The sequence below is a fragment of the Amycolatopsis sp. CA-211722 genome, from assembly GCF_056828465.1.
Genome location: NZ_CP184752.1, coordinates 41,771 through 65,522, shown reverse-complemented (window position 1 = coordinate 65,522; position 23,752 = coordinate 41,771). Strand labels below are relative to the sequence as shown.

At 69.2% G+C, this 23,752-nt stretch carries 24 protein-coding genes; 12 read left to right on the top strand and 12 right to left on the bottom strand.

What is annotated here, in order from left to right; genetic code table 11:
• Window positions 1–30 precede the first annotated feature (30 nt).
• Entirely contained in the window at window positions 31–1,029 is a 999-nt protein-coding gene (locus ACOCEP_RS00300; RefSeq protein ID WP_482335190.1) for a YhgE/Pip domain-containing protein, read from the top strand.
• On the opposite strand, the gene ACOCEP_RS00295 is transcribed toward ACOCEP_RS00300, so the two are convergent.
• Genes ACOCEP_RS00295 through ACOCEP_RS00285 form a run of 3 tightly spaced genes read right to left on the bottom strand, consistent with a single transcriptional unit; the run spans window position 967 to window position 2,766 of the window.
• The gene (locus ACOCEP_RS00295) at window positions 967–1,377 is read right to left on the bottom strand and encodes a secondary thiamine-phosphate synthase enzyme YjbQ (protein ID WP_482335189.1); all 411 of its coding nucleotides are present in this window, start codon (window positions 1,375–1,377) and stop codon (window positions 967–969) included. The two genes, ACOCEP_RS00300 and ACOCEP_RS00295, sit on opposite strands and share 63 nt — an antisense overlap.
• A 5-nt stretch (window positions 1,378–1,382) precedes the next feature.
• Window positions 1,383–2,192: a DUF3626 domain-containing protein gene (locus ACOCEP_RS00290; RefSeq protein WP_482335188.1), complete on the bottom strand. Its 810-nt coding sequence runs from the start codon at window positions 2,190–2,192 to the stop codon at window positions 1,383–1,385.
• A gap of 10 nt (window positions 2,193–2,202) precedes the next feature.
• A complete protein-coding gene (locus ACOCEP_RS00285; protein ID WP_482335187.1) occupies window positions 2,203–2,766 on the bottom strand; it encodes a helix-turn-helix domain-containing protein in 564 nt (187 codons plus the stop codon).
• A 31-nt stretch (window positions 2,767–2,797) separates the two neighbouring features.
• Here ACOCEP_RS00285 and ACOCEP_RS00280 point away from each other — a divergent pair, with 31 nt between their 5' ends.
• Window positions 2,798–3,328 carry a GNAT family N-acetyltransferase gene (locus ACOCEP_RS00280; RefSeq protein WP_482339521.1) on the top strand — a complete coding sequence of 177 codons (531 nt, stop codon included), beginning with the start codon at window positions 2,798–2,800 and terminating at the stop codon, window positions 3,326–3,328.
• Here ACOCEP_RS00280 and ACOCEP_RS00275 read toward each other — a convergent pair.
• The 5 genes from ACOCEP_RS00275 to ACOCEP_RS00255 all read right to left on the bottom strand — a co-directional run bounded on the left by ACOCEP_RS00275 (window position 3,325) and on the right by ACOCEP_RS00255 (window position 8,124).
• Window positions 3,325–3,969 carry a response regulator transcription factor gene (locus ACOCEP_RS00275; RefSeq protein ID WP_125673115.1) on the bottom strand — a complete coding sequence of 215 codons (645 nt, stop codon included), beginning with the start codon at window positions 3,967–3,969 and terminating at the stop codon, window positions 3,325–3,327. The two genes, ACOCEP_RS00280 and ACOCEP_RS00275, sit on opposite strands and share 4 nt — an antisense overlap.
• A gap of 8 nt (window positions 3,970–3,977) precedes the next feature.
• Entirely contained in the window at window positions 3,978–5,240 is a 1,263-nt protein-coding gene (locus ACOCEP_RS00270) for a sensor histidine kinase (RefSeq protein WP_482335186.1), read from the bottom strand.
• Between the two features lie 449 nt (window positions 5,241–5,689).
• A complete protein-coding gene (locus ACOCEP_RS00265; protein WP_378428772.1) occupies window positions 5,690–5,893 on the bottom strand; it encodes a hypothetical protein in 204 nt (67 codons plus the stop codon).
• Window positions 5,894–5,903: 10 nt separating this feature from the next.
• Window positions 5,904–7,019 (bottom strand): fatty acid desaturase family protein, encoded by a 1,116-nt coding sequence (locus tag ACOCEP_RS00260; protein WP_482335185.1) that lies wholly within the window; start codon window positions 7,017–7,019, stop codon window positions 5,904–5,906.
• A 13-nt stretch (window positions 7,020–7,032) separates the two neighbouring features.
• Window positions 7,033–8,124 (bottom strand): ferredoxin reductase, encoded by a 1,092-nt coding sequence (locus ACOCEP_RS00255; protein ID WP_482335184.1) that lies wholly within the window; start codon window positions 8,122–8,124, stop codon window positions 7,033–7,035.
• A gap of 89 nt (window positions 8,125–8,213) precedes the next feature.
• Between ACOCEP_RS00255 and ACOCEP_RS00250 the strand changes: the two genes are divergently transcribed.
• The 5 genes from ACOCEP_RS00250 (at window position 8,214) to ACOCEP_RS00230 (ending at window position 12,651) form a co-directional block, all read left to right on the top strand.
• Complete coding sequence (locus ACOCEP_RS00250; protein ID WP_482335183.1) at window positions 8,214–8,870, top strand: TetR family transcriptional regulator; 657 nt, start codon at window positions 8,214–8,216, stop codon at window positions 8,868–8,870.
• 262 nt (window positions 8,871–9,132) lie between these two features.
• On the top strand, window positions 9,133–10,239 hold the full coding sequence (locus tag ACOCEP_RS00245) for a Re/Si-specific NAD(P)(+) transhydrogenase subunit alpha (protein WP_465456109.1): 1,107 nt from the start codon (window positions 9,133–9,135) through the stop codon (window positions 10,237–10,239).
• Window positions 10,239–10,538 carry an NAD(P) transhydrogenase subunit alpha part 2 gene (locus ACOCEP_RS00240; protein ID WP_007032801.1) on the top strand — a complete coding sequence of 100 codons (300 nt, stop codon included), beginning with the start codon at window positions 10,239–10,241 and terminating at the stop codon, window positions 10,536–10,538. The genes ACOCEP_RS00245 and ACOCEP_RS00240 overlap by 1 nt, the downstream gene beginning before the upstream one ends.
• The gene (locus tag ACOCEP_RS00235) at window positions 10,535–11,920 is read left to right on the top strand and encodes an NAD(P)(+) transhydrogenase (Re/Si-specific) subunit beta (protein WP_038510021.1); all 1,386 of its coding nucleotides are present in this window, start codon (window positions 10,535–10,537) and stop codon (window positions 11,918–11,920) included. Before ACOCEP_RS00240 ends, ACOCEP_RS00235 begins: the two co-directional genes overlap by 4 nt.
• Entirely contained in the window at window positions 11,917–12,651 is a 735-nt protein-coding gene (locus tag ACOCEP_RS00230; RefSeq protein WP_482335182.1) for a lipoate--protein ligase family protein, read from the top strand. The genes ACOCEP_RS00235 and ACOCEP_RS00230 overlap by 4 nt, the downstream gene beginning before the upstream one ends.
• A gap of 102 nt (window positions 12,652–12,753) precedes the next feature.
• On the opposite strand, the gene ACOCEP_RS00225 is transcribed toward ACOCEP_RS00230, so the two are convergent.
• Window positions 12,754–13,425 carry an Lsr2 dimerization domain-containing protein gene (locus tag ACOCEP_RS00225; protein WP_482335181.1) on the bottom strand — a complete coding sequence of 224 codons (672 nt, stop codon included), beginning with the start codon at window positions 13,423–13,425 and terminating at the stop codon, window positions 12,754–12,756.
• 155 nt (window positions 13,426–13,580) lie between these two features.
• Here ACOCEP_RS00225 and ACOCEP_RS00220 point away from each other — a divergent pair, with 155 nt between their 5' ends.
• Entirely contained in the window at window positions 13,581–14,954 is a 1,374-nt protein-coding gene (locus tag ACOCEP_RS00220) for a dihydrolipoyl dehydrogenase family protein (protein ID WP_482335180.1), read from the top strand.
• On the opposite strand, the gene ACOCEP_RS00215 is transcribed toward ACOCEP_RS00220, so the two are convergent.
• Window positions 14,951–16,381 carry a hypothetical protein gene (locus ACOCEP_RS00215; protein WP_482335179.1) on the bottom strand — a complete coding sequence of 477 codons (1,431 nt, stop codon included), beginning with the start codon at window positions 16,379–16,381 and terminating at the stop codon, window positions 14,951–14,953. The two genes, ACOCEP_RS00220 and ACOCEP_RS00215, sit on opposite strands and share 4 nt — an antisense overlap.
• Window positions 16,382–16,574: 193 nt before the next feature.
• Between ACOCEP_RS00215 and ACOCEP_RS00210 the strand changes: the two genes are divergently transcribed.
• From ACOCEP_RS00210 to ACOCEP_RS00195, 4 genes are all read left to right on the top strand, one after another.
• Window positions 16,575–18,047, top strand: coding sequence for a S8 family serine peptidase (locus tag ACOCEP_RS00210; RefSeq protein WP_482335178.1), 1,473 nt, complete (start codon window positions 16,575–16,577; stop codon window positions 18,045–18,047).
• A gap of 373 nt (window positions 18,048–18,420) precedes the next feature.
• Window positions 18,421–18,924, top strand: coding sequence for a DUF3145 domain-containing protein (locus ACOCEP_RS00205; protein ID WP_091599164.1), 504 nt, complete (start codon window positions 18,421–18,423; stop codon window positions 18,922–18,924).
• Window positions 18,925–18,966: 42 nt separating this feature from the next.
• Window positions 18,967–19,560 (top strand): hypothetical protein, encoded by a 594-nt coding sequence (locus ACOCEP_RS00200; protein WP_482335177.1) that lies wholly within the window; start codon window positions 18,967–18,969, stop codon window positions 19,558–19,560.
• Between the two features lie 65 nt (window positions 19,561–19,625).
• Window positions 19,626–21,986, top strand: coding sequence for a cation-translocating P-type ATPase (locus tag ACOCEP_RS00195; protein WP_482335176.1), 2,361 nt, complete (start codon window positions 19,626–19,628; stop codon window positions 21,984–21,986).
• A 163-nt stretch (window positions 21,987–22,149) separates the two neighbouring features.
• Here the strand turns inward: ACOCEP_RS00195 and ACOCEP_RS00190 are convergent, their stop codons facing one another.
• Together ACOCEP_RS00190 and ACOCEP_RS00185 are read right to left on the bottom strand one after the other, a co-directional pair.
• Entirely contained in the window at window positions 22,150–23,400 is a 1,251-nt protein-coding gene (locus ACOCEP_RS00190) for a beta-ketoacyl-[acyl-carrier-protein] synthase family protein (protein ID WP_482335175.1), read from the bottom strand.
• Window positions 23,401–23,440: 40 nt separating this feature from the next.
• Window positions 23,441–23,686, bottom strand: coding sequence for an acyl carrier protein (locus ACOCEP_RS00185; protein WP_004559006.1), 246 nt, complete (start codon window positions 23,684–23,686; stop codon window positions 23,441–23,443).
• Window positions 23,687–23,752: the final 66 nt, after the last annotated feature.

Genomic DNA, 23,752 nt, shown 5'->3' with positions numbered 1-23,752 from the left:
CAACAGATGACGAATAAATGGAGGACGGTCATGCCGAACCGTCGCCCCGCCGGGGCTTTCGCCTTACTCGCCGCGGTGGCCGGTGCGCTGGTCGCCGTCGTGCTCGGATTCCTCACCTTCGGCGCTCAGGCCACCGTCGCGCCCGACGGGCTGCCCCTCGCCGTGGCCGCGCCCCCAGGGCCGCTCCAGGCGGCCGCGAACGGCATCGCGTCCCACGGTGGAAGCCAGGTCTCGTGGCGGGTGACCTCGCCGGAGGAAGGCCGGAAACTGCTGGAGGACAAGGAGGTCTACGGCGTGCTCGAACTGCCGTCGACGGTCGTGGTGTCCGGCGCGGTGAACCCGTCCGGAACGCAGATCGCGCACCAGATCCTGACCGGCGCCGCGCAAGCCGCCGGAGGGACGCCGAAGGTCGAAACGCTGCACCCCGCGAGCGCGGCGGGCCGGGTCGCGCCGCTCGCGCTGAGCGCGCTGGCGTGGGTCGGTTGTTTGGCCGCGGGTGCCGTGCTGATCCTGGCCGGACGGCGGATCGGCCGGGACGCGGGAGCCGCCGCGCGCCTCACGCAGATCGTTTCGGCCGGCGTGCTGGTCACCGGTGCGCTGGCCGGGTTCCTGAAGCTGTGGGACTCGTCGCTTCCGCTCGGCTGGGACGTCCTCGGCTTCCTCTTCCTGACCTCGACCGGGTTCGCCGCCCTGCAGACCGGGCTGCTGCGGCTGCTCGGCGTACGGGCGATGGCGATCCTCGGGCCGCTGTACCTGGTCGCGCCCGCCGTCGCGGGCCAGGTGCCGGAGCTGCTGAACCCCGCGTACCGGGCGGTGCTGTGGTCCTGGACGCCGTTCCGGTTCGCCGCGGAAGGGCTCCGGAGCCTGGTGCAGGGCGTGCCCGGCGCGCCGGACGTCACGACCGGGGTGTGGGTGCTCGGCGGATTGCTCGCGGCGGGGCTGGTACTCGCGCTGTGGCCGGGCCGGTCAGCCCTCCAGAAGGCTGAAGCGGACGCGCCGGACGGGGTTGTCCAGGTTGGTGTCCACTAGGCAGACCGACTGCCAGGTGCCCAGCGCCATCACCCCGCCGAGCACCGGGATCGTCGCGAACGGCGGCAGCAGCGCGGGCAGGACGTGGTCACGGCCGTGACCTGGACTGCCGTGCTGGTGCCGCCAGCGGCCGTCGCGGGGGAGCAGTTCGTCGAGCGCCGTGAGCAGGTCGTCGTCGCTGCCGGCGCCGGTTTCGAGGATCGCCAGCCCGGACGTCGCGTGCGGGACGAAGACGTGCAGGATCCCGTCCTCGGCGTCCGCGTCGCGCAGGAAGGCCTCGGCGTCCTTGGTCAGGTCGTGCACCACGGCCACGCTGCCGGTGCGCACCTCGATCTCCGTGGAGTACATGCTCTTCACGGTAGTGCCCCGAAGCGGGCGACGTAGTGCCAGACGCGTTTGAGGGCCTGCTGGTCGACATGCCGGGCTTCCCCGAGGACGCGCGGGTCGAGGTGGCCGTCTTCGGCCAGCGCCAGGCCGAGTTCGACGAATTCGGGACCGCGGTACGCCGGATGGCGGGCGAGTTCTTCGGTGGACAGGCGGAAACCCGGATGCCACTCGACCGGGCAGCCGAGTCTCGACGCGGCCTCCTCGACGTCGGTGCCGCGGTGGCTCGGGTCGAGAACGAGGGCTTCGACGTCCTTGGTGAGATCGATCGGCCCGTGGACGTGCGCCTCGATGTAGTCGTCGAGGAGGTCGGCGTCGTCTCGGGCCGCCAGCTCGATCAGCGCGGAAACCCTGGTGCCCCAGCCGAAATCCGCCGGGTTCAGCACACTGTCCGGATAGCAGAACGTCGTCCTGCCGAGGGTGTGCGCGGCCATCCGGAAATGGGCGGAGCCGAATCTCGGCGCGCCGCCGACCGCGCGGCGGCGGAAGTTCAACGCGCCGTACTTCGGCCGTTCGGCCGCGGGCGCGTTGTCGTACGCGCCGCCGAACATCCGGCTCTCCCAGTGCCAGCGGTCTCCACCGGGACGCGCGGTGAGCCCTCCGTTGCTCGTCCCGGTTTCGAACTGGTTGCAGTAGAACCCGTCCTCGGCCATCGCGTCGAGCAGCGGACGTCCGTCCACTGTGGATCTGTCGGGATGGAAGTGCAGTGTCACCGGCGACCCGGCCTCATGCCCGCCGCGTGCTTTCGCCGCGACGTACGCCAAGGCCCGGGATTCCATCCCCCGAGTATCAGGCGTGCCGCCGGGCCAGGGCGACCAGATATCGGACCGGCTCCCCGGTCGGGTTGACGTAGGCGCAGGGCCGCGGAGTGCCGAGCTGCAGGCAATCGCCCGCGTCCAGTTCGTGCTCGACGTCGCCCTCGCGGAACCGCAGATGCCCGTCCAGCACCCAGATCTGGTGATGGGTCAGGGCGTAGGTGTGCGCGGGGAAGGCGACCTCCGCGCCCGCGGGGAGCACGACCTCGACCAGCTCCAGCGGCCCGCCGAGCGAAGGCGAGACCGCGCGGCGCACGTACCCGGTGTCGGGGTCGGTCCAGGTCGGCTGGTCGGCGGCGCGCACGAGGCGCCGGTCGCCGTGTTCGGCGCGCGCGATCAGCTCGGACAACGTCATCCCGAGCGCGGCGGAAAGCCTGCTGAGCAGGACCGCCGTCGGTTGTGCCTCGCCCCGTTCGATCTTGCCGATCATCGCCCTGGACACGCCCGAAGACTCGGCGAGGGCGCTGGCCGAAAGGTTCTGGTCCAGTCTCGCGGACTGAAGCGTCGCGGCGAGCGACGCGGACAAGGGATCCGACATGCTGCTCACTATAGTGGCAGTCTCGGTTACTATGGTCGCCATGGTGATCAGGGAAGCGACTGAAGCCGACGCGACGGCGTGCGCGGAGATCTACGCGCCGTATGTCACCGACACGGTGATCTCGTTCGAAACCGAGCCGCCCAAGCCGGACGAGATGGCCGAGCGCATCGCCAAGGCACAGCGATCACACGCGTGGCTCGTGCTCGAAGACGACGAAGGTCGCGTTGCCGGTTATGCCTACGGAGGCCCCTTCAGCGGTCGGCCTTCTTATCGGTGGTCGTGCGAGGTCAGTATCTATCTGGAGCTCGGCCGCCGGAGGACCGGCGGCGGGCGCGCGCTCTACCAGGCGCTGCTGGACAAGCTGGCGTCGCGCGGGTTCCGGAACTTCTGCGCGGGGATGGTGCTGCCGAACGACGCGAGCGCCGGGCTGCACCGCGCGCTGGGCTTCGAGCCGGTGGGGACCTACCGGCGGATCGGATACAAGCACGGGGCCTGGCGGGATGTCGCGTGGGTGCAGCTGTGCCTGCCGGAGCCGAACGGAGTGCCGGTGGAGCCTTCCTAGGACTCCAGGTACCGCAGCACGGCCAGAACCCGCCGGTTGTCCCCTTCGGACTGGGGCAGCGCCAGCTTCCCGAAGATGCTCGACACGTACTTCTCGACCGAGCCCGCCGACAAGAACAACGCCGCCGCGATGGCCGAATTCGACCGGCCCTCGGCCATCAAACCGAGCACCTCGCGCTCACGCGGTGTCAGCCCGGCGAGCGCGTCCGTCTTCCGGGTGGCCGTGAACAGCTGGCTGACCACCTCCGGGTCCAGCACGGTCTCGCCGTCCGCAACCCGCCGGAGCGCGTCGAGGAAGTCCGACACCTCCGCGACCCGGTCCTTCAGCAGATAGCCGACACCGCCCGCGCGGTCGGCGAGGAGCTCCGTCGCGTACTGCGTCTCGACGTACTGCGAGAACAGCAGAATCGCGCACCCCGGCAGCTCCGCGCGCAGCGCGATGGACGCGCGCAGCCCTTCGTCGGTGTGCGTCGGTGGCATCCGGATATCCACAATGGACACGTCGGGGCGGTGTTCCCGCACCGCCGCGCACAGGCTGTCCCCGTCGGCGACGGCCGCGACGACCTCGTGCCCCCGAAGGTTCAGCAGTTCGACGAGCCCCGCCCGGAGGATGGCCGAATCCTCCGCGATCACGACGCGCACGCCGCCCCCTATTCCCGTAATGGTATTTCCGCGCTGATCACCGTAGGCCCACCCGGGGGACTGTCGATGTCGAGCCCGCCGTCCACCGTCGCGAGCCGCTCGGCGATCCCGGCGAGCCCTCCGCCGCGCACCGGCCGGGCCCCGCCTTCACCGCCGTCGCGCACCACGAGCCGCAGGTCGCCGCCGACGATACCCACGTCGACCTCGATCGCGGAGGAAGTGTGCTTGGCGGCATTCGTCAGCAGTTCCGCGACGGTGAAGTAAGCGATGGTCTCGATCGACGGAGACGGCCTGCTCGGCAGGTCCACGGTGATCCGCGCGTCGATGCCCGAGCCCGCGGCCAAAGTGGACAGCGCGACGTCGAGTCCGGCGTCGAGCGCGGCGGGATGGATGCCGCGGGCGAGGTCGCGAAGTTCGACGAGTGCCTGTTTCGCGTTGGCGTGCGCGGCGGTGACCAGGGCGGTGACCTGCTCGATGTCGCCGTCCCCGGCGAGCTCGTCCTTCGCGATGCCGAGCTTCATCGCCAGCGCGACCAGCTGGGCTTGCGCGCCGTCGTGCAGGTCGCGTTCGATCCGGCGCAGCCGCCGGGTCGCGTCGTCGACCGCGGTCGCGCGGCTGCGTTCGAGGTCACGCACGCGTTGGGAGAGGTCCTCGGTGCCGAGAACCCCGCGCACCAGCAGCCGGTCGAGTTCGGTGAGCCCGTGGACCACCCACGGCATCGCCAGCAGGACGGCCAGCCCGGTGACGGCGAGCGGCAGGGTCAACGGCCAGGTGTCGACGCGCAGGTCGAACGTCGGCATCGCGTCGCCGTGCAGGGTGAACCAGAAGAGCGGATAGCTCAGCGTGCTCACCGCGTACACGAACAGGCTCGCGACCAGGAAGAACCCGATCGACGACAACGGCAGCCGGATCACCAGATACGCGATCGACCGCCAGCCGAGCGGATCCCCGAGCCTGCCTTTGACGCCGTTCCAGAGGCCGGGCCGCAGTTCGGGCCGGGCGGGTGGGGTGACCGTCGTCCCGAGCAGGGCGCGCGCCAGACCGATGTGGGCGATGCCGATCAGCCTCGCGCCCGCCAGGACGCCGATGAGCACCGGGACCCCGATGGTCAGCAGGCTCAGGCCCGCCCCGAGGATCAGCCCGACGACGACGAGCAGCACGAACGCCAACGTCAGTGGCGCGCCGACGATCACCCAGGCCAGCTCGCCCCAGTACGCGCGGCTCAGCTGTGCGCTGAGGACGCGGCGAGGAAGAGCGAGGTGGGTGGTCACGGCTTCAGCCTGCCGTGACCACCCGCCTCCTGACCATGCGGTTTTCCGTAATCTTCACGGCTCTCGGGTACCAGGATTGGGTAAGCGGGTCGTGAGTGGCGTTTCGTGTTCCAACCCGAATCGTCACTCACGGCCAACCCGCCCCACTCGGTACCGGCATCCTGGTCACTCGAAGTACGTGAAGGACCCCTTCACTGCGCTAGACGCAGTGAAGGGGTCCTTCACGTACAGGGCGAGGAGGCCCTCACGGACCAGGGCGGATGTCTTCGCGGCTCTCGGTCCCGGGGGTCGTGTCGGTCCCGGGCTTCGGTTCGCGAAGGTGCTGGAGGTGTGTCGCGAAAGCCACTTTCGGGACATCAGATGTCCCGAAAGTGGCTTTCGCGACCCCGATCAAGGCCGGCACCGGCAGACCGCGGCTCACGTGCGGTGGTTCCTGAGAACCCTCGGTCCTAGCCCGAATCGCGGCTCTCGTCCGCCTGCGCCCGCTGGGACGCCTCGCGCATCTCGATGACGTCCGTCAGCCAGTCGCCGGTCTCGCGGGCGATGTCCCGGATCGCGCCGGTGATGATCGTCGCGATGTTGCCGATATGGGTGGCCGCGGACTCGGTGACCTCTTGGACCACGTCCTTGGTGCTTTCGAACTGACCGACCATGTCAGACACCTTAAGCCGCTCGGAGGGTCTTGTCGCTCTCCACGGTAGCCGGTGTGCGGGGCTCCCCGTTCCACGGAAGGGCCAGTTTCACGATCTTCTTGGCCACCGAGAACAGCTGCTTGTGCAGCGGGCCGGTGTTGTAGGGCAGGCCGTACTTCTCGCAGATCGCCCGCACCTCGCCGGCGATCTCCGGGTAGCGGCGCGCCGGGATGTCCGGGAACAGGTGGTGCTCGATCTGGTGCGAGAGGTTCCCGGTCATGATGTGGAAGAGCTTGCCGCCGGTGATGTTCGCCGAGCCGAGGATCTGCCTCAGGTACCACTGGCCGCGCGACTCGTTCTCGGTCTCCTCCTCGGTGAAGCTCTCGACGTCGGCGGGGAAGTGCCCGCAGAAGATGATCGAGAACGCCCACAGGTTGCGGGTCAGGTTCGCGGTGGCGTTGCCGAGGAAGGTCAGCGGCGCGAGCGGACCGGTCAGCAGCGGGAAGAGCACGTAGTCCTTGCCGACCTGACGTCCGGCCTTGCGCACGATCTTCCGCAGCACCGGCTTGTTCTCGGCCCAGGTGCGTTCGCCCTTGGCGACCCGGTCGACCTCGAGGTCGTGCAGCATGACACCCCACTGGAAGAACAGCGCGAGCAGCGTCGCGTACACCGGGTTGCCCAGGTAGTACGGGTTCCACTTCTGCGCCGGGTCCATCCGCAGGATGCCGTAGCCGATGTCGCGGTCCTTGTCGAGGATGTTGGTGTAGGTGTGGTGGATGTAGTTGTGGGAATGGCGCCAGTTCTCCGAAGGCGCGACGGTGTCCCACTCGAACTGCTGGGAGCTCAGCGCCGGGTCGCGCGTCCAGTCGTACTGGCCGTGCATGACGTTGTGGCCGATCTCCATGTTGTCGAGGATCTTCGCCACCGAAAGCGCGGCGACACCGGCGACCCAGGCCGGCGGGAAGAATCCGGCGAACAACAGCCCGCGGCCGGCGACCTCGAGCGCGCGCTGGGTCTTGATGACGTTGTGGATGTAGTCGACGTCCGTCTGGCCGAGGTCGGCGACGATCCGCTGCCGGATCTCGTCCAGTTCGCGGCCGAAGTCCTCGACCTGCCGAGGGGTCAGCTTGTCCTGCAAGCCGGTCATGGCCTGCTCCTTTCTAAGCGTTGATCTCGACGTCCCCGACCGGGACGGAGATGCAGAGCTGGATCTCTTCGTTCTCTTCGCTGGAGGTCTCGCCGGTCTTGGCGTTGCGCACACAACCGGAGGTCTTGATCTGCGTGCAGGAGAAGCAGATGCCCATGCGGCAGCCGTGTTCCGGGCTCAGTCCGGCTTCTTCCGCCTGCTCCAGCAACGGTTTCCCGGAGTTGGCGAACTCGCGGCCGCTGCGCGCGAAGCGCACCTGCCCTTCGGCGCTCTCGGTGTCGAAGGTGAGTGCGGGCGGGGTGAACTCCTCGGTGTGCAGATGTGCGCCCAGCCCGTCGGCCTCGAAGACCTCGCGGACCGAATCCATCAGTGGCTTCGGACCGCACAGGAACGTTTCGGCGTCGGGGTACCACGGCGCGGCCTCGGCGAGGTGTTCCTTCGAGAAGAACCCGTGCAGGTCACCGCCGGTTTTGGCGTGAGTGAACGCGTGTACCACCCGCAGGCCGGGAAGGCGGCGCGCGAGGTCGGCGAGCTCGGCGCGGTAGAGCGCGTCTTCGGCGCCGTTGGAGTAGTGCAGGAAGGCGAGATCGCCCTCGTATTTCTCGTCCGCCAGCGTGCGCAGCATCGACAGGACGGGGGTGATCCCGCTCCCGCCGCTCAGCAGCAGGATCCGCCGGGGCCTCGGCGAGGGGAGGGTGAACTCACCGTCCGGAGTGGACAGTCCGAGCACCGAGCCGATGGTGACCGTGCGGTTCAGGTGGCGCGAGACGAGCCCTTGCGGGTCGGCCTTGATGGTCAGTTCCAGTGATCCGTCGTGCTCCGAACCGGCGGGTGAGTAGCAGCGGGTCCGGCGGACGCCGTCGATCTCGACGGTCACCCGCACGTACTGGCCCGCCACGTGTCCTCGCCAGGCGCGGCTCGGCCGGATGGTCAGCGTGACCGTGTCGGGTGTCTGCCGCCGGACGTCGGTGACCAGGCCGCGGATCTCGTGGCGGACCAGCATCGGATCGACGAGCTCGAGGTAGCGGTCCATGCCGTGGGGCGTGAGCAAGGCCTCGGCCAGCGAGGCCAGCCGCCTGGCCCTGCGCGGTACCAGTGCCGTCATCACTTCTCCCAAATTCAGTGAACGCTTGTACACTCAATAGTGAAGTGGCGACGGTCGCGCTTGTCAACGCGAGAGGAGGTCGATGTGACGTGGGTGATACCGCGGAGGCGATTACGCTGTCGGTCGTGACAACGGAGCCCGTTTCCCGGCAGGAGCGCAAGCAGCGCACACGGCAGGCGCTGCTGGACGCCGCCCTGGACCTGGTGGCGGAACGAGGGTTCTCCGGGCTCAGCCTGCGCGAGGTCGCGAAGCAGGCCGGGATCGTGCCGACGGCGTTCTACCGCCATTTCGCGTCGATGGACGAGCTGGGCGTGGCGCTGGTCGAGGAGTCGATGCGCACGCTGCGCACGATGATCCGCTCCGCGCGCACGAGGCCGTCGGCGTACAACGACATGATCCGCTCGTCGGTGCGCATCCTGCGGGAGCACGTGCGGGCGCACGAGGACCATTTCCACTTCCTGACCAGGGAGCGCTACGGCGGCACCGGCCCGGTCCGGCAGGCGATCGGGTTCGAGCTCAAGCTCTTCGTCAGCGAACTCGCCGTCGATCTCGCACGGTTCGACTTCCTCCGCGAATGGAGCACCGAAGATCTCCACCTGCTCGCCGACCTGATCGTGACGACCATGCTCACGACGGTGCTGGAGCTGCTCGAAACCCCTTCGCGTGACGAAGAGATCGTGCGCACGGCCGAACGGCGGCTGCGGCTGATCTTCCTGGGCGTGCCGAACTGGCGCAGCGTTCCGTGATGCGGAAAGCGCTGCCGTAAAGACGGGCTGAAAGCGTCCTTCAGCGCGTGACACGCGGCGAAGGACGCTTTCGTCACATCTGACGCGGTGAAAGTCCCCTTCAGCGCGTATGACCTCGCGCACCTGGATCGATGGCTGGATCGATCGTGATGAGTGATGTCACGGAAAGATGCGGACCGGATACGTTCAGCCAGGAAAGTTGTCGGCCGGGCGTGGTAAGAAGTGCGGGTTCGTGTGGTCCTCTCCAGCGAGGAGGTCGCCTGTGGCGGCAGAGAACGAGCAGCTCACGGTCGGTGTGGTCCGGGAAACCGGACAAGGCGAACGCCGTATCGCGCTGGTACCGAAACTCATCGAGCGCGTTTCCGGACGCGGACTGCGGGTGGTGGTCGAGCCCGGCGCGGGCGCCGGCGCGCTGCTCGCCGACGAGACCTTCGAGCAGGCGGGAGCGGTGATCGGCGATCCGTGGGATGCCGACATCGTGGTGAAGGTGGCGCCTCCGAGCGCGGCCGAAGTCGCGAAGCTCAAGCAGGGCACCATTCTCATCGGCTTCCTGAATCCGAGGGGTGATCCCGACGGGATAGCGGCACTCGAATCGGCGGGCGTCCGCGCCTTCGCCGTCGAGGCGATCCCGCGGATCTCCCGCGCGCAGGCGATGGACGCGTTGTCGTCGCAAAGCAGTGTCGCGGGCTATCGCGCGGTCCTGCTGGCCGCCGAGAAGCTCACCCGCTTCTTCCCGATGCTCACCACCGCCGCCGGGACGGTGCCCCCGGCGAAGGTGCTCGTGCTCGGTGCCGGTGTCGCCGGGTTGCAGGCGTTGGCGACGGCGAAACGGCTCGGCGCGCAGACCACCGGGTACGACGTCCGGCCCGAGGTCGGCGAGCAGGTGAAGTCGCTCGGCGCGAAATTCCTCGACCTCGGCATCGAGGCGGTCGGTGAAGGCGGGTATGCCCGCGAGCTGACCGACGAGGAAAAAGCCGAGCAGCAACGCAGGCTCACCGAGGCGATCACGAGGTTCGACGTCGTGATCACCACCGCGCTCGTCCCCGGCCGCCGGGCGCCGGTCCTCGTCACCGCCGACGCGGTGAAGGGGATGCCCGCCGGCGGTGTCGTGGTCGACCTCGCCGGGGAGACCGGCGGCAACTGCGAACTGACGAAACCGGGTGAGGAGGTCGTCGAGCACGACGTCACCATCTGCTCGCCGCTCAACCTCGCCGCGGAGATGCCCGCGCATTCCAGCGAGCTCTACGCGCGCAACGTCACCGAGTTGCTGGAACTGCTCGTCGACAAAGAAGGCAAGCTCGCGCTCGACTTCTCCGACGAGATCGTCGCCGGGGCCTGCGTGGCCGGCAAAGAAGAAGGAGGCGAGTGATGCTCGTCGGCAGTTTGGCGATCCTCGTACTCGCCGGATTCGTGGGTTTCACCGTCATCTCCAAGGTGCCCAATACGTTGCACACCCCGCTCATGTCGGGCACCAACGCGATCCACGGCATCGTCCTGCTGGGCGGGCTGATCGTGCTCGGCCTCGGGGTCGACGGCGTACTGAACAAGATCCTGCTGGTGATCGCGATCGCCTTCGGCACGATCAACGTGGTCGGCGGCTTCCTCGTCACCGACCGGATGCTCTCGATGTTCAAGGCGAAGAAGCCGGAAGACGGTGGTGACAAGTGACGACCTTCATCGCCGTCCTCTACATCATTTCCTTCGCGCTGTTCATCTACGGCCTCATGGGCCTGACCGGTCCCCGCACCGCGGTCCGTGGCAACTGGATCGCCGCGGTCGGCATGGCCATCGCGGTGATCGCGACGCTCCTGACGCCGGGCATGAGCAACTGGCTGCTCATCGCGCTCGGCGTCGCGATCGGTGTCGTCGTCGGCGTCCCGTCCGCGCGCAAGGTGAAGATGACCGCTATGCCGCAGATGGTGGCGCTGTTCAACGGCGTCGGCGGCGGGGCGGTCGCGCTCATCGCGTGGGTCGAGTTCCGCACCACCGAGGGCTACGCGCACGAGCCCGCGTACGTCGCGATCGCGTCGTTGTTCGCCGCGATCGTCGGTTCGGTGTCCTTCTGGGGATCGAACATCGCGTTCGGGAAACTGCAGGAACTCATCTCCGGCCGCCCGATCACCTTGGGCAAACTGCAGCAGCCGGTGAACGCGCTGGTGCTGATCGCCGCGATCGTCCTCGCGGTGGTCATCGCGAGCGGTGGCGACGCCGAACTGCTGATGATCGGCCTGCTGGTCGCGGCGGGCGTGCTCGGCGTGGTGGTCGTGCTGCCGATCGGCGGCGCGGACATGCCGGTCGTCATCTCGTTGCTCAACGCGCTCACCGGTTTGTCGGCGGCGGCCATGGGGCTCGCGCTCGACAACACCGCGCTGATCGTGGCGGGCATGATCGTCGGCGCCTCGGGTTCGATCCTGACGAACCTGATGGCGAAGGCGATGAACCGGTCGATCCCGGCCATCGTCGCCGGTGGGTTCGGCGGCGGCACGGCGGTCGCGAGCGGCGGCTCCGGCGAGGTCCGGCCGGTCCGCAGCACCAGCGCGTCCGACACCGCGATCCAGATGGCGTACGCCAACAAGGTCGTGGTCGTGCCCGGGTACGGCATGGCCGTCGCGCAGGCGCAGCACGTGGTCCGCGAGATGGCGAAACTGCTGGAGGCCAAGGGGATCACGGTCGCGTACGCCATCCACCCGGTGGCGGGCCGGATGCCGGGGCACATGAACGTGCTCCTCGCCGAGGCCGACGTCCCGTACGAGCAGCTCAAGGAGATGGACGAGATCAACTCCGAGTTCGCCCAGACCGACGTCGCGCTGGTGATCGGCGCGAACGACGTCACGAACCCGGCCGCGGAGACCGATCCGGGCTCGCCCATCTACGGGATGCCGATCCTCAAGGTGAACCACAGCCGGTCGGTGATCGTGCTCAAACGCGGGATGAGCTCGGGCTTCGCCGGCATCGACAACGAGCTCTTCTACGATGCGAAGACCAGCATGCTCTTCGGCGACGCGAAATCGTCGGTGGGCGAGATCGTGGAGGAACTCAAAGCACTGTGACCGGTCCTTCGGAAGTCGTCGCCTCGTTCGACGACCCGGCCGACAACCTCGCGTTCGACGAAGCCCTTCTCCGTGCCGCACCGGTGGCGCCGGTCCTGTGGATCTGGCGCAACACCGACTGTGTGGTCGTGGGGCGGGGGCAGAAGATCGAACGCGAGGTCAAGGCCGATGTCTGCGCGAGCGACGGCGTCCCGGTGCTGCGCCGGGCCAGCGGTGGCGGCACCGTGTTCCACGATCCCGGCAACCTGAACATCACGTTGGTCCTGCCGGGACCGTCGCACAGACCGCTCGAAGCACTCGGGGAACTGATGACCGCGACGGTGGCCGAACTCGGGCTGCCGTCGCGGCTCGGTGATCGAGGCCTGTTCGTCGGTGACGCGAAGCTGTGCGGTTTCGCCGTGTTCCGGACGAGAACGGGCTTGCTCGCGCATTCCACGCTGCTCGTCTCGACGGCGGCGGAACGGGTCGGCCGGTACCTCACTTCGGCACCCGCGGATCCCCGTCCGCTCGACTCCCACCGGAGCCCGGTCGCGTCGCTCGCCGAGCATGGCCTGCGCAAAGGTGTTGCCGAAGTCACGGCCGCCGTCCGCGTGGCGGCGGCCGCGCGACTGGGTGAACTCACCACCCGGAAGCCTTCGGCCGAGGAGCGGGAGTGGCATCGCTCGCTTCAGCACACGCGGTACCACTACCCGGAATGGCATGCCGAAGGCGCTCAGCGAAAAGCCTCGTGAGTGGTAATGACGGTTAGAACCGTCATTACCACTCACGAGACTCGACACAAAGCGGCCCCCTCGCTCAATTACGCGAAGGGGGCCGTTTTGCCTTTCCCAGAACTATTTCTCCGTGGCCGAGAAAGTGACGGCGGGCACCTTGCGAGCGGCGCGCGTGGTCTTCTTCGGCTCGGCGGCCTTCTTCGCCGGAGCCTTGGCCGCGGCCTTCGGCGCTGCCTTGGCGGCTGTCGTCTTCGCGGCGGCGACCTTCGTCTTGGCGGTGGCCTTGGCTGCCGTCTTCGCCGGGGTCTTCGCCGCGGCCGCGGCCTTCGCGCGACCGGCTGGCGCCTTGGCCGCGGTGGGCTTCGCCGCCGTGCCGCGGGTCGACTTCGCCTTGGCCGCAGTGGCTTTCGCCGTGGTCTTGGCAGGAGCCTTGGGGGCGGCTGCCTTCTTGGCGGCGGCGGGCTTGCGGCCGGCGACACCCTTCGCGGCGGGCTTGCGGCCCGGCTTCGCGGCCGTCTTCGACTCGGCCTTCGCGGCGGTGGCCGCGGTCTTCGGCGTCGACTTGGTCACGCGCGTGCCCTTGGGCCGCTGCACGACCCGCGGCCGCAATTTGCGTCCACCGATCCGGCGGCCGTTCTCCACATAGGCACGCAGGATTTCCCGGAGTGCGGTGGCGTTGTCGGCCGAAAGGTCGATGTCGTAGGCGATTCCGTCCAAACCGAAGGCGACCGTTTCCTCGGCCGCCTCGCCGGTCAGATCGTCCAGCAAATGCACAGCAGTGTTCCTGGCCATGAAAAACCTCCCGCGCTCGATCGTTCTACTGCGTAACCGGCACGGTGAAACCTGACCCGCGGCTGATGACTCACGCAGCGACACGAGGATAGCGGCAGGTTGCGCGAAGCTGCGCGGTGGTGTGCGCTGAATGCATGTCAGCACAGGATTTTGACGTGATCGTGATCGGAGGCGGCCCGGTCGGCGAGGTCGCCTCCGAACGGGCAGCGCGGGGCGGCCTCCGGGTGGCGCTCGTCGAACACGAGCGCTTCGGCGGCGAATGTTCTTACTGGGCCTGCATTCCGAGCAAGGCCCTGCTGCGGCCGGGGAACCTCCTCGCCGCCGCCAAACGGGTTCCCGGCGTTCCGGTGGGCGACGCGGTCGACCCGGCCGCGGTGTTCGCGCGCCGGGACTGGTTCACCGGCAAGGGAGACGACACCGGACAGGTCAAGTGGGCCGAGGGGGCCGGGATCGTCCCGATCCGCGGCCACGGGCGGATCACCGGTGAGCGGGAGATCACGGTCGACGGCGGTGACGTGCTGACCGCGCGGCACGCGGTGATCGTCGCCACGGGCAGTGTCCCGCGGACGCCGTCGATCCCCGGGCTGGACACCGTTTCCCCGTGGGGTTCGCGAGAGGCGACTTCGGCGGAGAAGGTCCCGGGCCGCCTCGGCGTACTGGGCGGCGGCGTCGTCGGAGTCGAAATGGCGCAGGCCTTCGCCACCCTCGGCGCCGAAGTCCACCTGATCATCTCGGGCGAACGCCCGTTGCCGAGGCTGCCGGAGTTCGCGGGAGACGCCGTCGTCGCGGGTCTCCGCGAAGCCGGGGTCACCGTGCACACCGGCTCCGGTCTCGACTCCGTGTCCGCTGTGGACGGTGGTAAGGAACTGGCGTTGAAGGGCGGTGAGCGGTTGGTCGTCGACGAACTGCTCGTCGCCACCGGCCGCCGCCCGGCGACCGACGGGCTCGGCGTCGAGACGCTGGGACTCGAAGCGGGCGCGCCGCTCACGACGGACGACAACGGCCGGGTGTCCGCTGTGGACGGTGACTGGCTGTTCGCCGTCGGCGACGTCACCGGCCGGGCGCCCCTGACCCATCAGGGCAAATACGCGGCCAGGGCCGCGGGTGACGCGGTGGCCGCGCAGGCGGCGGGCGAACCCGTCGACTCCGCCGCGTGGAGCGCGCACAGCGCCACGGCCGATCATCACGCCATCCCGCAGGTCGTGTTCACCGACCCGGAGGTGGCTTCGGTCGGGCTCGCCGGGCCGGAGGAGGGTAAGCCGCACCGCGTCGTCGACATCGACATCGCGGTGGCCGGTTCGTCGCTGCACGCGGACGGCTACGCGGGCAAGGCGCGGATCGTCGTCGACACCGAACGCGGTGTCCTCGTCGGCGCGACCTTCGTCGGGCAGGACGTGGCGGAGCTGGTGCACGCGGCGACGATCGCGATCGTCGGGGAGGTCCCGCTGTCGAGGCTCTGGCACGCGGTCCCGTCGTTCCCGACGATCAGCGAGGTGTGGTTGCGCCTTCTGGAGGCGTACGGCCTCTAGCCCTGAACGGGCAGATCGAGCGCGGCCTTCGCGCCGCGGACGAGGCCGGGATCGTCCGGAGTGGACGGTCCCGGCGCCCACACCACCTGAACCAGCCGGACCGACTTCCCGTCCAGGCTGCTCTGGTAGGCGGCGCCCTCGAACACCGGCACTTCGCCCTGCCACTGGCCGGTCTCGGTGGCGAGATCGAGGATGCCGCCCCCGCCGGGGGTGTCGGCGGTGGCCTTGAACGCGGTCGCCTGCCCGGCGTCCGGGAATTCCACGACGGCGATCGTCACCGCGGCGCCCCGGCCGTCGATGGAGCCGGCGAAGCTCGCGCGTTTCACCCCCGCGCAACTCGTCCGCTGGAGGCTCGACTGGACGTCGCCGTACGCGTGCGACGCGCACTTCTGATCCGCGGCGGACGCCCGCGGGGTGAACTGGACGCTCTCCACCGCGCTGCTGCTCGGCGGCGGCGGCGGACTGGCCGCCGGGGTCCGCGGCGGGGGAGTCTGCGTGGACGCCGTGTCGTCACCGCTGGAAGCGACGCTGATGGCCGCGATCAGCAGCACGATGAGCAGGCCGATCGCGGCGACCGGCAACCACTTCACCGTCATGGACTGGTGCGGCGTCTTCGGGCCGGGTGCGGCCTCCGGTGGCGTGGCCTGCTGGGCGGGCTGCGCGGCGACAGCCTGCTGAGCGGGTGGAGCGGCTTGCGCCGGTTTGGCGGGAGGGGCGGGCGGAACCGCTGATTTCGCGGGCTTCTTCCCCGGGTGCCGCACCGGTACCGTCGGCGCGATCGCGACCAGCGGGTTCTCGCGGATCACCGTCGGCTCGTCGTCGGAGTAGGCGCTGAACCCTTCCCCGAGCAACATCTCTTCGGGTATCGGGGGCGCGTCCGGGGCGAGCGCGGCGATCAGTTCCCGCGCCTGCTGGACCGACCGGGGGTGGGGCGCCCCGGCCAGGGAGACCGTCGCGGCGAGCATCGTCGTCGCCGTCGGGTAGAGGACGCGGACCGAGCCGGCGAGATCCGCGGGGGGCTGTTCGACCGTCTCCACATACGGCCCGACGGCGATGATCGTGCCGATCGGCCCGGCACCGGGGGCGACGTCCGCGATCTTGTGAGTGCACGCGGCGGACAGCGAGAGCGCGTCCGTGGCCGGGTTGATCGACGTGTCGCCGTGGACCAGCGGCCAGCCGTCGGCCTTCCAGGGCCCGCCGAGCGGTGCTTCGAGCTTCAACGCCGGATCCGGCAGGTCGACGCCGATGACGATGAGGACACCCTTCGGCATGACGACGACGGCTTCGATGGGCCTGCCGTCGACCGGGCTGGCGCCGATCAGGGCGACCCCGCCGACGATGGTGCTGCCCCGGCCGAGCGAAGCCAGCGCGGCGCGGACGTCCTCGGCCACCCGGGACGGCTGTTGAGCGAGGCGAACGAGTCGCACCGAACCCCTCCCCATCTCGTCGGTCTCGATGCACAAACTAGCGCCTCCATCCGGACTAATGCGGAGACACGTCCCAGGTAGGCGCCGTGATGTTGCTCCGAAAAGTTGTAATGCACGTGAGCACCGTCACCCGTCCGGGTGGTACTCGTTGGTAGGTGACAGTTCCTTGCCCCCTGTCACCAGGAGAAACGCAATGGCCGTATCCCGCCCCTGGCGTCGACGCGCCGCGCTCGTCGTCGCCCTGCTCGCCGTCCCGGTCGCGGGGATGGTCCCCGCGCAGGCCGCGGGACCGCTCGCACCCGTCGCCCCTGGACTGTCCCGGCTGCTCTCGGCCGCCACCGGTGCCACCGGAGTGACCGCGCTCGTGCACGCCGGTGACATCGCCACCGCCGAACGCGCCGCGCGCGCGGCCGGGCTCGAGAAGATCACCTCGTTCCGGAAGATCGGCGTCGTCGCCGTCCGGGGCACGGCGGACCAGGTTCGCGCGGTCCGAGGGGCCGCCGGGGTCACCTATGTCGAAGGCAACGAGAAACTCAAGGCGCACGGCAGCGCCGGCACCACGGCGACGCGAAGCCTCCAGGCCCAGACACAGCTCAAGGACGCCGGCGGCGCTCCGGTGGACGGCAGGGGCGTCTCGGTCGCGGTCATCGACACCGGCGTCGACCCGACGCATCCGGCGTTCAAGGGCGCCGACGGCAAGACGCGGGTCGTGCGCAACCTCAAGAGCCTCTGCCTGAACGGCACCGCCACGAACTGCATCGTCGACGTCCCGACCTCCGTCGACACCGACACGCTCGCCCTGGGCGGCCACGGTACGCACGTCACCGGCATCGCCGCCGGGAACCGGCTGAAGCTGTCCGACGGCACCGAGGTCGGCGGTTCGGCTCCGGGCTCGAAGATCGTTTCGGTCTCGACCGGGGCCGCGCTGCTCGTGCTCGGCACGGACGCGGCGCTGAACTGGGTGCTGGAGAACCACAAGGCGCCCTGTGGCGCGGGTGTCGCGGCGTCGGTGTGCCCGCCGATCAAGGTGACGAACAATTCCTACGGTCCGAGCGGCGGCGGCGCCTTCGACCCGAACTCGGCGACGGTGAAGCTGCAGCGCGCCCTCGCCGCGGAAGGCGTCGTCACGGTGTGGGCGAACGGGAACGACGGCGGCGACGGTTCGGCGAACCTCTCCAATCCGCCGGGGCAGGACCAGACGCCGGGGGTGCTGTCCGCGGCGTCGTTCAACGACCAGGGAACCGGTACCCGCGACGGCACGGTATCCGACTTCTCCTCGCGCGGCCTCAAGACCGACCAGGCGAGCTGGCCCGACGTTGCGGCCCCGGGGGAGAACATCCTCTCGTCGTGCCGTCCGACGCAGCCGATCTGCACGCAGGGCCTCCAGCCCAAGAACGGCCCGGGACTCCTGGACCTCGGTACCTACAACGTGATCAGCGGGACCTCGATGGCGGCGCCGCAGATCGCCGGGATCGTCGCGCAGCTGTTCCAGGTCGCGCCGGACGCGAGCCCGGGTGACATCGAGGCCGCGATCAAGGGCACGGCGTACAAATTCGCCAACGGCTCGCCGTACGTGGCGGCCGGGCCGTACACGTCGAGCTTCGACAAGGGCACCGGCCTGGTCGACACCTTCGCCGCGGCGAAGTCCCTGGGCGCCCAGGGCTGAGCCCTCGCAAGTCCGTGAAGGACTCCTTGAGGGACTCTGGGTCCCTCAAGGAGTCCTTCACGGAGCGCGGGTCTGGACAGAAAGAGGCCCTTCATGTCCTTCGGGCGAACCCCCGTTCCCCGATGCTGACTCGATCACCCGCCTGAGGGATCCCTCCGGCCGTCGCCGGCACGTGAGCGCGGTGAGGTGGCGGCGACTTCACGCGAGTCGTGCGTCCCAATCAGGTGCGACTTGTGGTGTTCATGTGGCCAAACAGCACAGTTGGGGTGCACAATGTGCTCACGCGTACCGGGAGGCGGCACGAGCCACCTGACCAGCACAGCTCGCGAGGTCGTAGGGGAAGACGCCCCTCGTCGAGTAGCGGAGGTCAGCAGTGAGCACCCGTGGCAACACCCGTGGCGTGGTGTACGTCCACTCGTCGCCGTCTGCGGTGTGTCCGCACGTCGAGTGGGCCATTTCGGGCACCCTGGGTGCCCGAGTCGAGCTGAAGTGGACGGCGCAGCCCGCCAGTCCAGGACAGCTCCGCGCCGAATGTGGTTGGCGTGCGCCTTCGGGCACCGGCGGAAAGCTGGCGTCCGCGCTCAAGGCGTGGCCGATGATCCGGTTCGAAGTCACCGAAGAGCCCAGTGCGGGGGTCGACGGAGAGAGGTTCTGTTTCGCTCCGGGCCTCGGCCTGTGGCACGGCAGGACCAGTGCCAACGGCGACATCGTCGTGGGCGAGGACCAGTTGCGCGCCCTGGTGAGCAAGGTCCGCACCGGCGAATCGCTGGCGCACAAGCTCGACGAGCTCCTCGCCGCCAACTGGGACGAAGCGCTCGAGCCGTACCGGCACGCCGGTGACGGTGCCCCGGTCACCTGGTTGCACCAGGTCGGGTAGACGCAGGTGATGACGGAAGAGGCGGGCGGCTAACCTTTCAGGGTGACCGCCCAGCCTCGCCCCCTCTCTCGCCAGCGGTGGCTGATCCCCGTTCTCGTGGTCGTGATCTCCTTGACCGTCGGCGTGGGGCTGCTGGCACGTGATCTCTACACGCGTCCCGAGGCCGCGCCCACCGAGCCGGTCGTGAGCGAGTCGCCGACGTCCGTCGCCCCGGAGCAGCAGCCCGGCTCGCCCGTCGTCGAGGTGACCCCGGACGTTTTCGCGCATCCCCAGTACCAGAGCGTCCGGCAGGTGCTGCAGGGGTATTTCGACGCCATCAACGACCGCGACTATCCGAAGTGGACATCGGTGGTCAGCCGCGAGCGGGCCAAGACCAAGACCGCGGCGGAGTGGAAGAAGGACTATCAGTCCACTCGGGACGGCAGCATCCTCGTCTACCGCGTCGAGCCGGGCACGCCGACGACGCTGCGGGTGCTCGTCGCGTTCACCAGTACGCAGGACGTCGAAGACGCGCCGCTGTACCTGCCGGAGGGGTGCATCCGCTGGCGCCTGGTGCTGCCGCTGCGGCTGGAGAGCGGGTCGTGGCGCGTCGACACGACCGACGGCGGGACCAACCCCGAGCACGAAAGATGCTGAAGTAAGGGGTGACATGGTCCCCAAGGCTGACGCGGGCGGGGGCCGGGCGGAATAGAGTCGCGGGCATGGCAATAGATCAGCCGGCCCTGCTGACCGACGCCTCGAGGGGGCTCACCAGCGAAGAGGTCGCCCAGCGGGTGGCCGCGGGCCAGACCAACGCGGTCTCGACGAAGACCAGCCGGACGACCGGCGAAATCATCCGGGCGAACGTCTTCACCCGGATCAACGCGATCTACGGCGTGCTGTTCGTGCTCATCCTGTCGACGGGCTACTTCATCGACGGGTTGTTCGGCGGGCTGATCATCGTCAACAGCGCGGTCGGCATCATCCAGGAACTCCGGGCGAAACGGACACTGGAGCGGCTCGCGATCGTCGGGCAGGCGAAGCCCACCGTCCGCCGTGACGGGCAGAGCGCCGAGATCGCCCCGGAGGACGTCGTCCTCGGTGACCTCGTCGAGCTGGGGCCCGGCGACAAGATCGTCGTCGACGGCCCGGCGCTGACGGCCGACGCGCTGGAGGTCGACGAATCGCTGCTGACCGGTGAATCCGATCCGGTGGTCAAGCAACCCGGCGACAAGGTGCTGTCCGGCAGCTTCGTCGTCGCCGGCAGCGGCACCTACCGCGCGGACATCATCGGCGACGAGTCCTACGCGGCGAAGCTGGCCGCGGAGGCCAGCAAGTTCACCCTGGTGAAGTCGGAACTGCGCCAGGGCATCGACAAGATCCTCAAGTTCATCACGTACCTGCTCATCCCGGCCGGCGCGCTGACGATCTACAACCAGCTCGCGGGCGACCAGGCGTGGCCGGACGCGCTGCGCGGCATGGTCGCGGCGCTCGTGCCGATGGTGCCCGAGGGCCTGGTGCTGATGACCAGTGTCGCGCTGGCGGTCGGGGTCATCCGGCTGGGCAAGCGCCAGTGCCTGGTGCAGGAACTCCCGGCGATCGAGGGGCTCGCCAGGGTCGACGTGGTGTGCGCGGACAAGACCGGCACGCTCACCGAGAACGCGATGCGGCTTTCCGAGGTCCGGGAGATCACGCCGGGCCATCCCGTGGACGACGTGCTCGCCGCGCTCGCCGCCGCCGATCCGCGCCCGAACGCGAGCCTTCAGGCGATCGCCGAGGCGCACCGGACCGATCCGGGCTGGCGGGTCTCCACGACCATGCCGTTCTCCTCGGCGCGCAAGTGGAGCGGCGCGGCGTTCGACGGCAACGGTGACTGGGTGCTCGGCGCGGCCGACGTCCTGCTTCCCGAGGGCGAACACCGGGCCGAGGCCGAGAAGATCGGTTCGCGCGGGCTGCGAGTCCTGCTGCTGGGCCGTGCCGAGCGGGCCGTCGACGCGGCCGAAGGACCCGGCGAGATCGAACCGGTCGCGCTGGTGGTGCTGGAGCAGAAGGTCCGCCCGGACGCGAAGGACACGCTGGACTTCTTCGCCCATCAGGACGTCGCGGTCAAGGTCATCTCCGGTGACAACGCCATTTCGGTGGGCGCGGTCGCGGGCACCCTGGACCTGCCGGGCGCGGACAAGCCGATCGACGCGCGGAAGCTGCCCGACGACGCGGAGAAGCTGGCCGACACCGTCGAGGATCGCGCGGTCTTCGGCCGCGTGACGCCGTTGCAGAAACGCGCGATGGTCGGTGCCCTGCAGTCGAAGGGGCACACCGTCGCGATGACCGGCGACGGCGTGAACGACGTCCTCGCGCTGAAGGACGCGGACATCGGTGTCGCCATGGGCGCCGGCAGCCCGGCCACGCGCGCGGTCGCGCAGATCGTGCTGCTGGACGACAAGTTCGCCACCCTGCCGCACGTCGTCGCCGAGGGCCGGCGGGTGATCGGCAACATCGAGCGCGTCTCGAACCTGTTCCTCACCAAGACGGTCTACTCGGTACTGCTGGCGCTGATGGTCGGTATCGCGCAGGTGCCGTTCCCGTTCCTGCCGCGGCACATCACGATCACCGCGTGGTTCACGATCGGCCTGCCCGCCTTCGTGCTCTCGCTGGCGCCGAACAACGAACGCGCCCGCACCGGCTTCGTCGGGCGGGTGATGCGGATGGCCGTCCCGGCCGGGCTGGTCATCGCCACCGCGACGTTCGTGAGCTACCTGCTGGTGTACAAGGGATCCGGACAGTCCGAACTGGACAAGATCCAGGCGGGGACGACCGCGCTGATCACGCTCATCACGATCGCGCTGTGGGTGCTCGGGATCGTCGCGCGGCCGTACCGGTGGTGGAAGATCCTGCTGATCGGCGGGATGGTCGTGCTGACGCTCGCGTTGTTCCTGATCCCGTTCACGCAGAAGTTCTTCGCGCTGGACCCGAGCGTGAGCGCGTACACGCTGTCGGCGTTCGCCTGCGCCGCGGTGGGGATCGTGCTGGTGGAGATCGCCTGGTGGGCCGGGCGGCATCTGGTCAAACGCCAGGACGCCTGAGCCGCTTCGCCCCCTCCGCGCGCCATGAACGGTCCGTTCCTTGCAAATTTTGCAAGGAACGGACCGTTCATAGCACGTGGGCACCTGCCGCAGCGCGCCCGAAGTACGTGAAGGCCCCCTTCACTGCGCTAGACGCAGTGAAGGGGGCCTTCACGTACTGAAATCAGGCCGCCGGGGTGAACAGCAGCGCGGTGTTGTGCCCGCCGAAGCCGAACGAGTTGCTGATCGCCGCGCCCAGCTCCACCTTGCGAGCCTCACCGGAGACGACGTCGAGCTGCACCTTCGGGTCCAGGTCTTCGAGGTTCAGCGTCGCCGGGATGAGCCCGTGGTAGATCGCCAGGATCGTGGCGATGCCCTCGACCGCGCCCGCACCGCCGACCAGGTGGCCGAGCGCGCCCTTGGGCGCGGTCACCACGACGTGCTCGCCGACGGCCTTGCGGATCGCCGCGGCCTCGCCGACGTCACCGACGACCGTCGAGGTCGCGTGCGCGTTGACGTGGCCGACGTCGGCGGGGGAGACCCCGGCCATCGTCATCGCCTGCCGCATGGCGGTGATCTGGCCGATGCCCTCCGGGTGGTTGCCCGTGATGTGGTACGCGTCCGAAGTGATCCCGTACCCGCTCAGCTGCGCGTAGATCCGCGCGTTGCGGGCCTTGGCGCGGTCCGCCCGCTCGAGAATCACGACACCGGAGCCCTCGCCGAGGACGAAACCGTCACGGTTCACGTCGAACGGCCTGGACGCCTTCGTCGGGTCGTCGTTGCGGGTGGACACCGTCCGCGCCTGGGCGAAACCGGCGAGGGTGATCGGGTGGATGCACGATTCGGCACCACCGGCGACCACGACGTCGGCCCGGCCCGAGCGGATCATCTCGTAGCCCGCGGCGATCCCTTCCGCGCCCGACGCGCAGGCCGACGCGGGCGAGTGCACACCGGCACGCGCCTTCAGGTCGATCCCGACGTGCGCGGCGGGGCCGTTCGGCATCAGCATCGGCACGGTCAGCGGGGAGACCTTGCGGAGTCCCTGCTTGTGCAGAAGATCGTTCTGGGAGATCAGGGTGACCGGACCGCCGACACCGGTACCGATGGTCACCCCGAGGCGCTCGGGTTCCACATCCTGATGCTCGTCGGTCGGCTGCTCGAAGCCCGCGTCCGCCCAAGCCTGCCGGGCGGCGATGAGCGCCACCTGTTCACAGCGGTCCAGCCGCCGGGCCTGGACCCGCGGCAGGACTTCGGACGGGTCGACGGCGAGCATGGCGCCGATCTTCACCGGCAGTTCGAGTTCGTCGACCCAGTCGGCTTCGATACGGCGGATCCCGCTCGCCCCGGCGAGCAGGCCGTCCCACGTGGACGCGACGTCCCCGCCGAGCGGCGTGGTCGCGCCCATCCCGGTGATCACGACGTCGATGTTGCTCATTGGAGTCTCCCCAAGGTCGGCGCCAATCAAGAAGTCGGACTTACTTGGAGTTGGCCGACACGTAGTTCACCGCGTCGCCAACGGTCTTCAGGTTCGCCAGCTCGTCGTCCGGGATCTTGACACCGAACTTGTCCTCGGCCTGGACAGCGATCTCCACCATGGACAGCGAGTCGATGTCGAGGTCGTCCACGAAGGACTTCTCGGCGGTCACGTCGTCCTGCGCCACACCGGCGACCTCTTCGACGATCTCGGCGAGGCCGGCGAGGATCTCTGCGTTGTCTGCCACTGGTTGTTCCCTTCTCGGTGATGCTTTCGGCTGCCCCGCGGACACGGTGCCCGCGGGGGAAGTATT

Bases quoted from the DNA above. Each gene is read 5' to 3' on its own strand.
- ACOCEP_RS00265 (WP_378428772.1), bottom strand. From the start codon at position 5,893: ATGGTCGGTCAGTTCGAAAGCACCAAGGACGTGGTCCAAGAGGTCACC.
- ACOCEP_RS00255 (WP_482335184.1), bottom strand. From the start codon at position 8,124: ATGACGGCACTGGTACCGCGCAGGGCCAGGCGGCTGGCCTCGCTGGCC.
- ACOCEP_RS00195 (WP_482335176.1), top strand. From the start codon at position 19,626: ATGGCAATAGATCAGCCGGCCCTGCTGACCGACGCCTCGAGGGGGCTC.
- ACOCEP_RS00290 (WP_482335188.1), bottom strand. From the start codon at position 2,192: ATGGAATCCCGGGCCTTGGCGTACGTCGCGGCGAAAGCACGCGGCGGG.
- ACOCEP_RS00285 (WP_482335187.1), bottom strand. From the start codon at position 2,766: ATGTCGGATCCCTTGTCCGCGTCGCTCGCCGCGACGCTTCAGTCCGCG.
- ACOCEP_RS00190 (WP_482335175.1), bottom strand. From the start codon at position 23,400: ATGAGCAACATCGACGTCGTGATCACCGGGATGGGCGCGACCACGCCG.
- ACOCEP_RS00210 (WP_482335178.1), top strand. From the start codon at position 16,575: ATGGCCGTATCCCGCCCCTGGCGTCGACGCGCCGCGCTCGTCGTCGCC.
- ACOCEP_RS00240 (WP_007032801.1), top strand. From the start codon at position 10,239: ATGCTCGTCGGCAGTTTGGCGATCCTCGTACTCGCCGGATTCGTGGGT.
- ACOCEP_RS00300 (WP_482335190.1), top strand. From the start codon at position 31: ATGCCGAACCGTCGCCCCGCCGGGGCTTTCGCCTTACTCGCCGCGGTG.
- ACOCEP_RS00280 (WP_482339521.1), top strand. From the start codon at position 2,798: ATGGTCGCCATGGTGATCAGGGAAGCGACTGAAGCCGACGCGACGGCG.
- ACOCEP_RS00225 (WP_482335181.1), bottom strand. From the start codon at position 13,425: ATGGCCAGGAACACTGCTGTGCATTTGCTGGACGATCTGACCGGCGAG.
- ACOCEP_RS00260 (WP_482335185.1), bottom strand. From the start codon at position 7,019: ATGACCGGCTTGCAGGACAAGCTGACCCCTCGGCAGGTCGAGGACTTC.
- ACOCEP_RS00295 (WP_482335189.1), bottom strand. From the start codon at position 1,377: ATGTACTCCACGGAGATCGAGGTGCGCACCGGCAGCGTGGCCGTGGTG.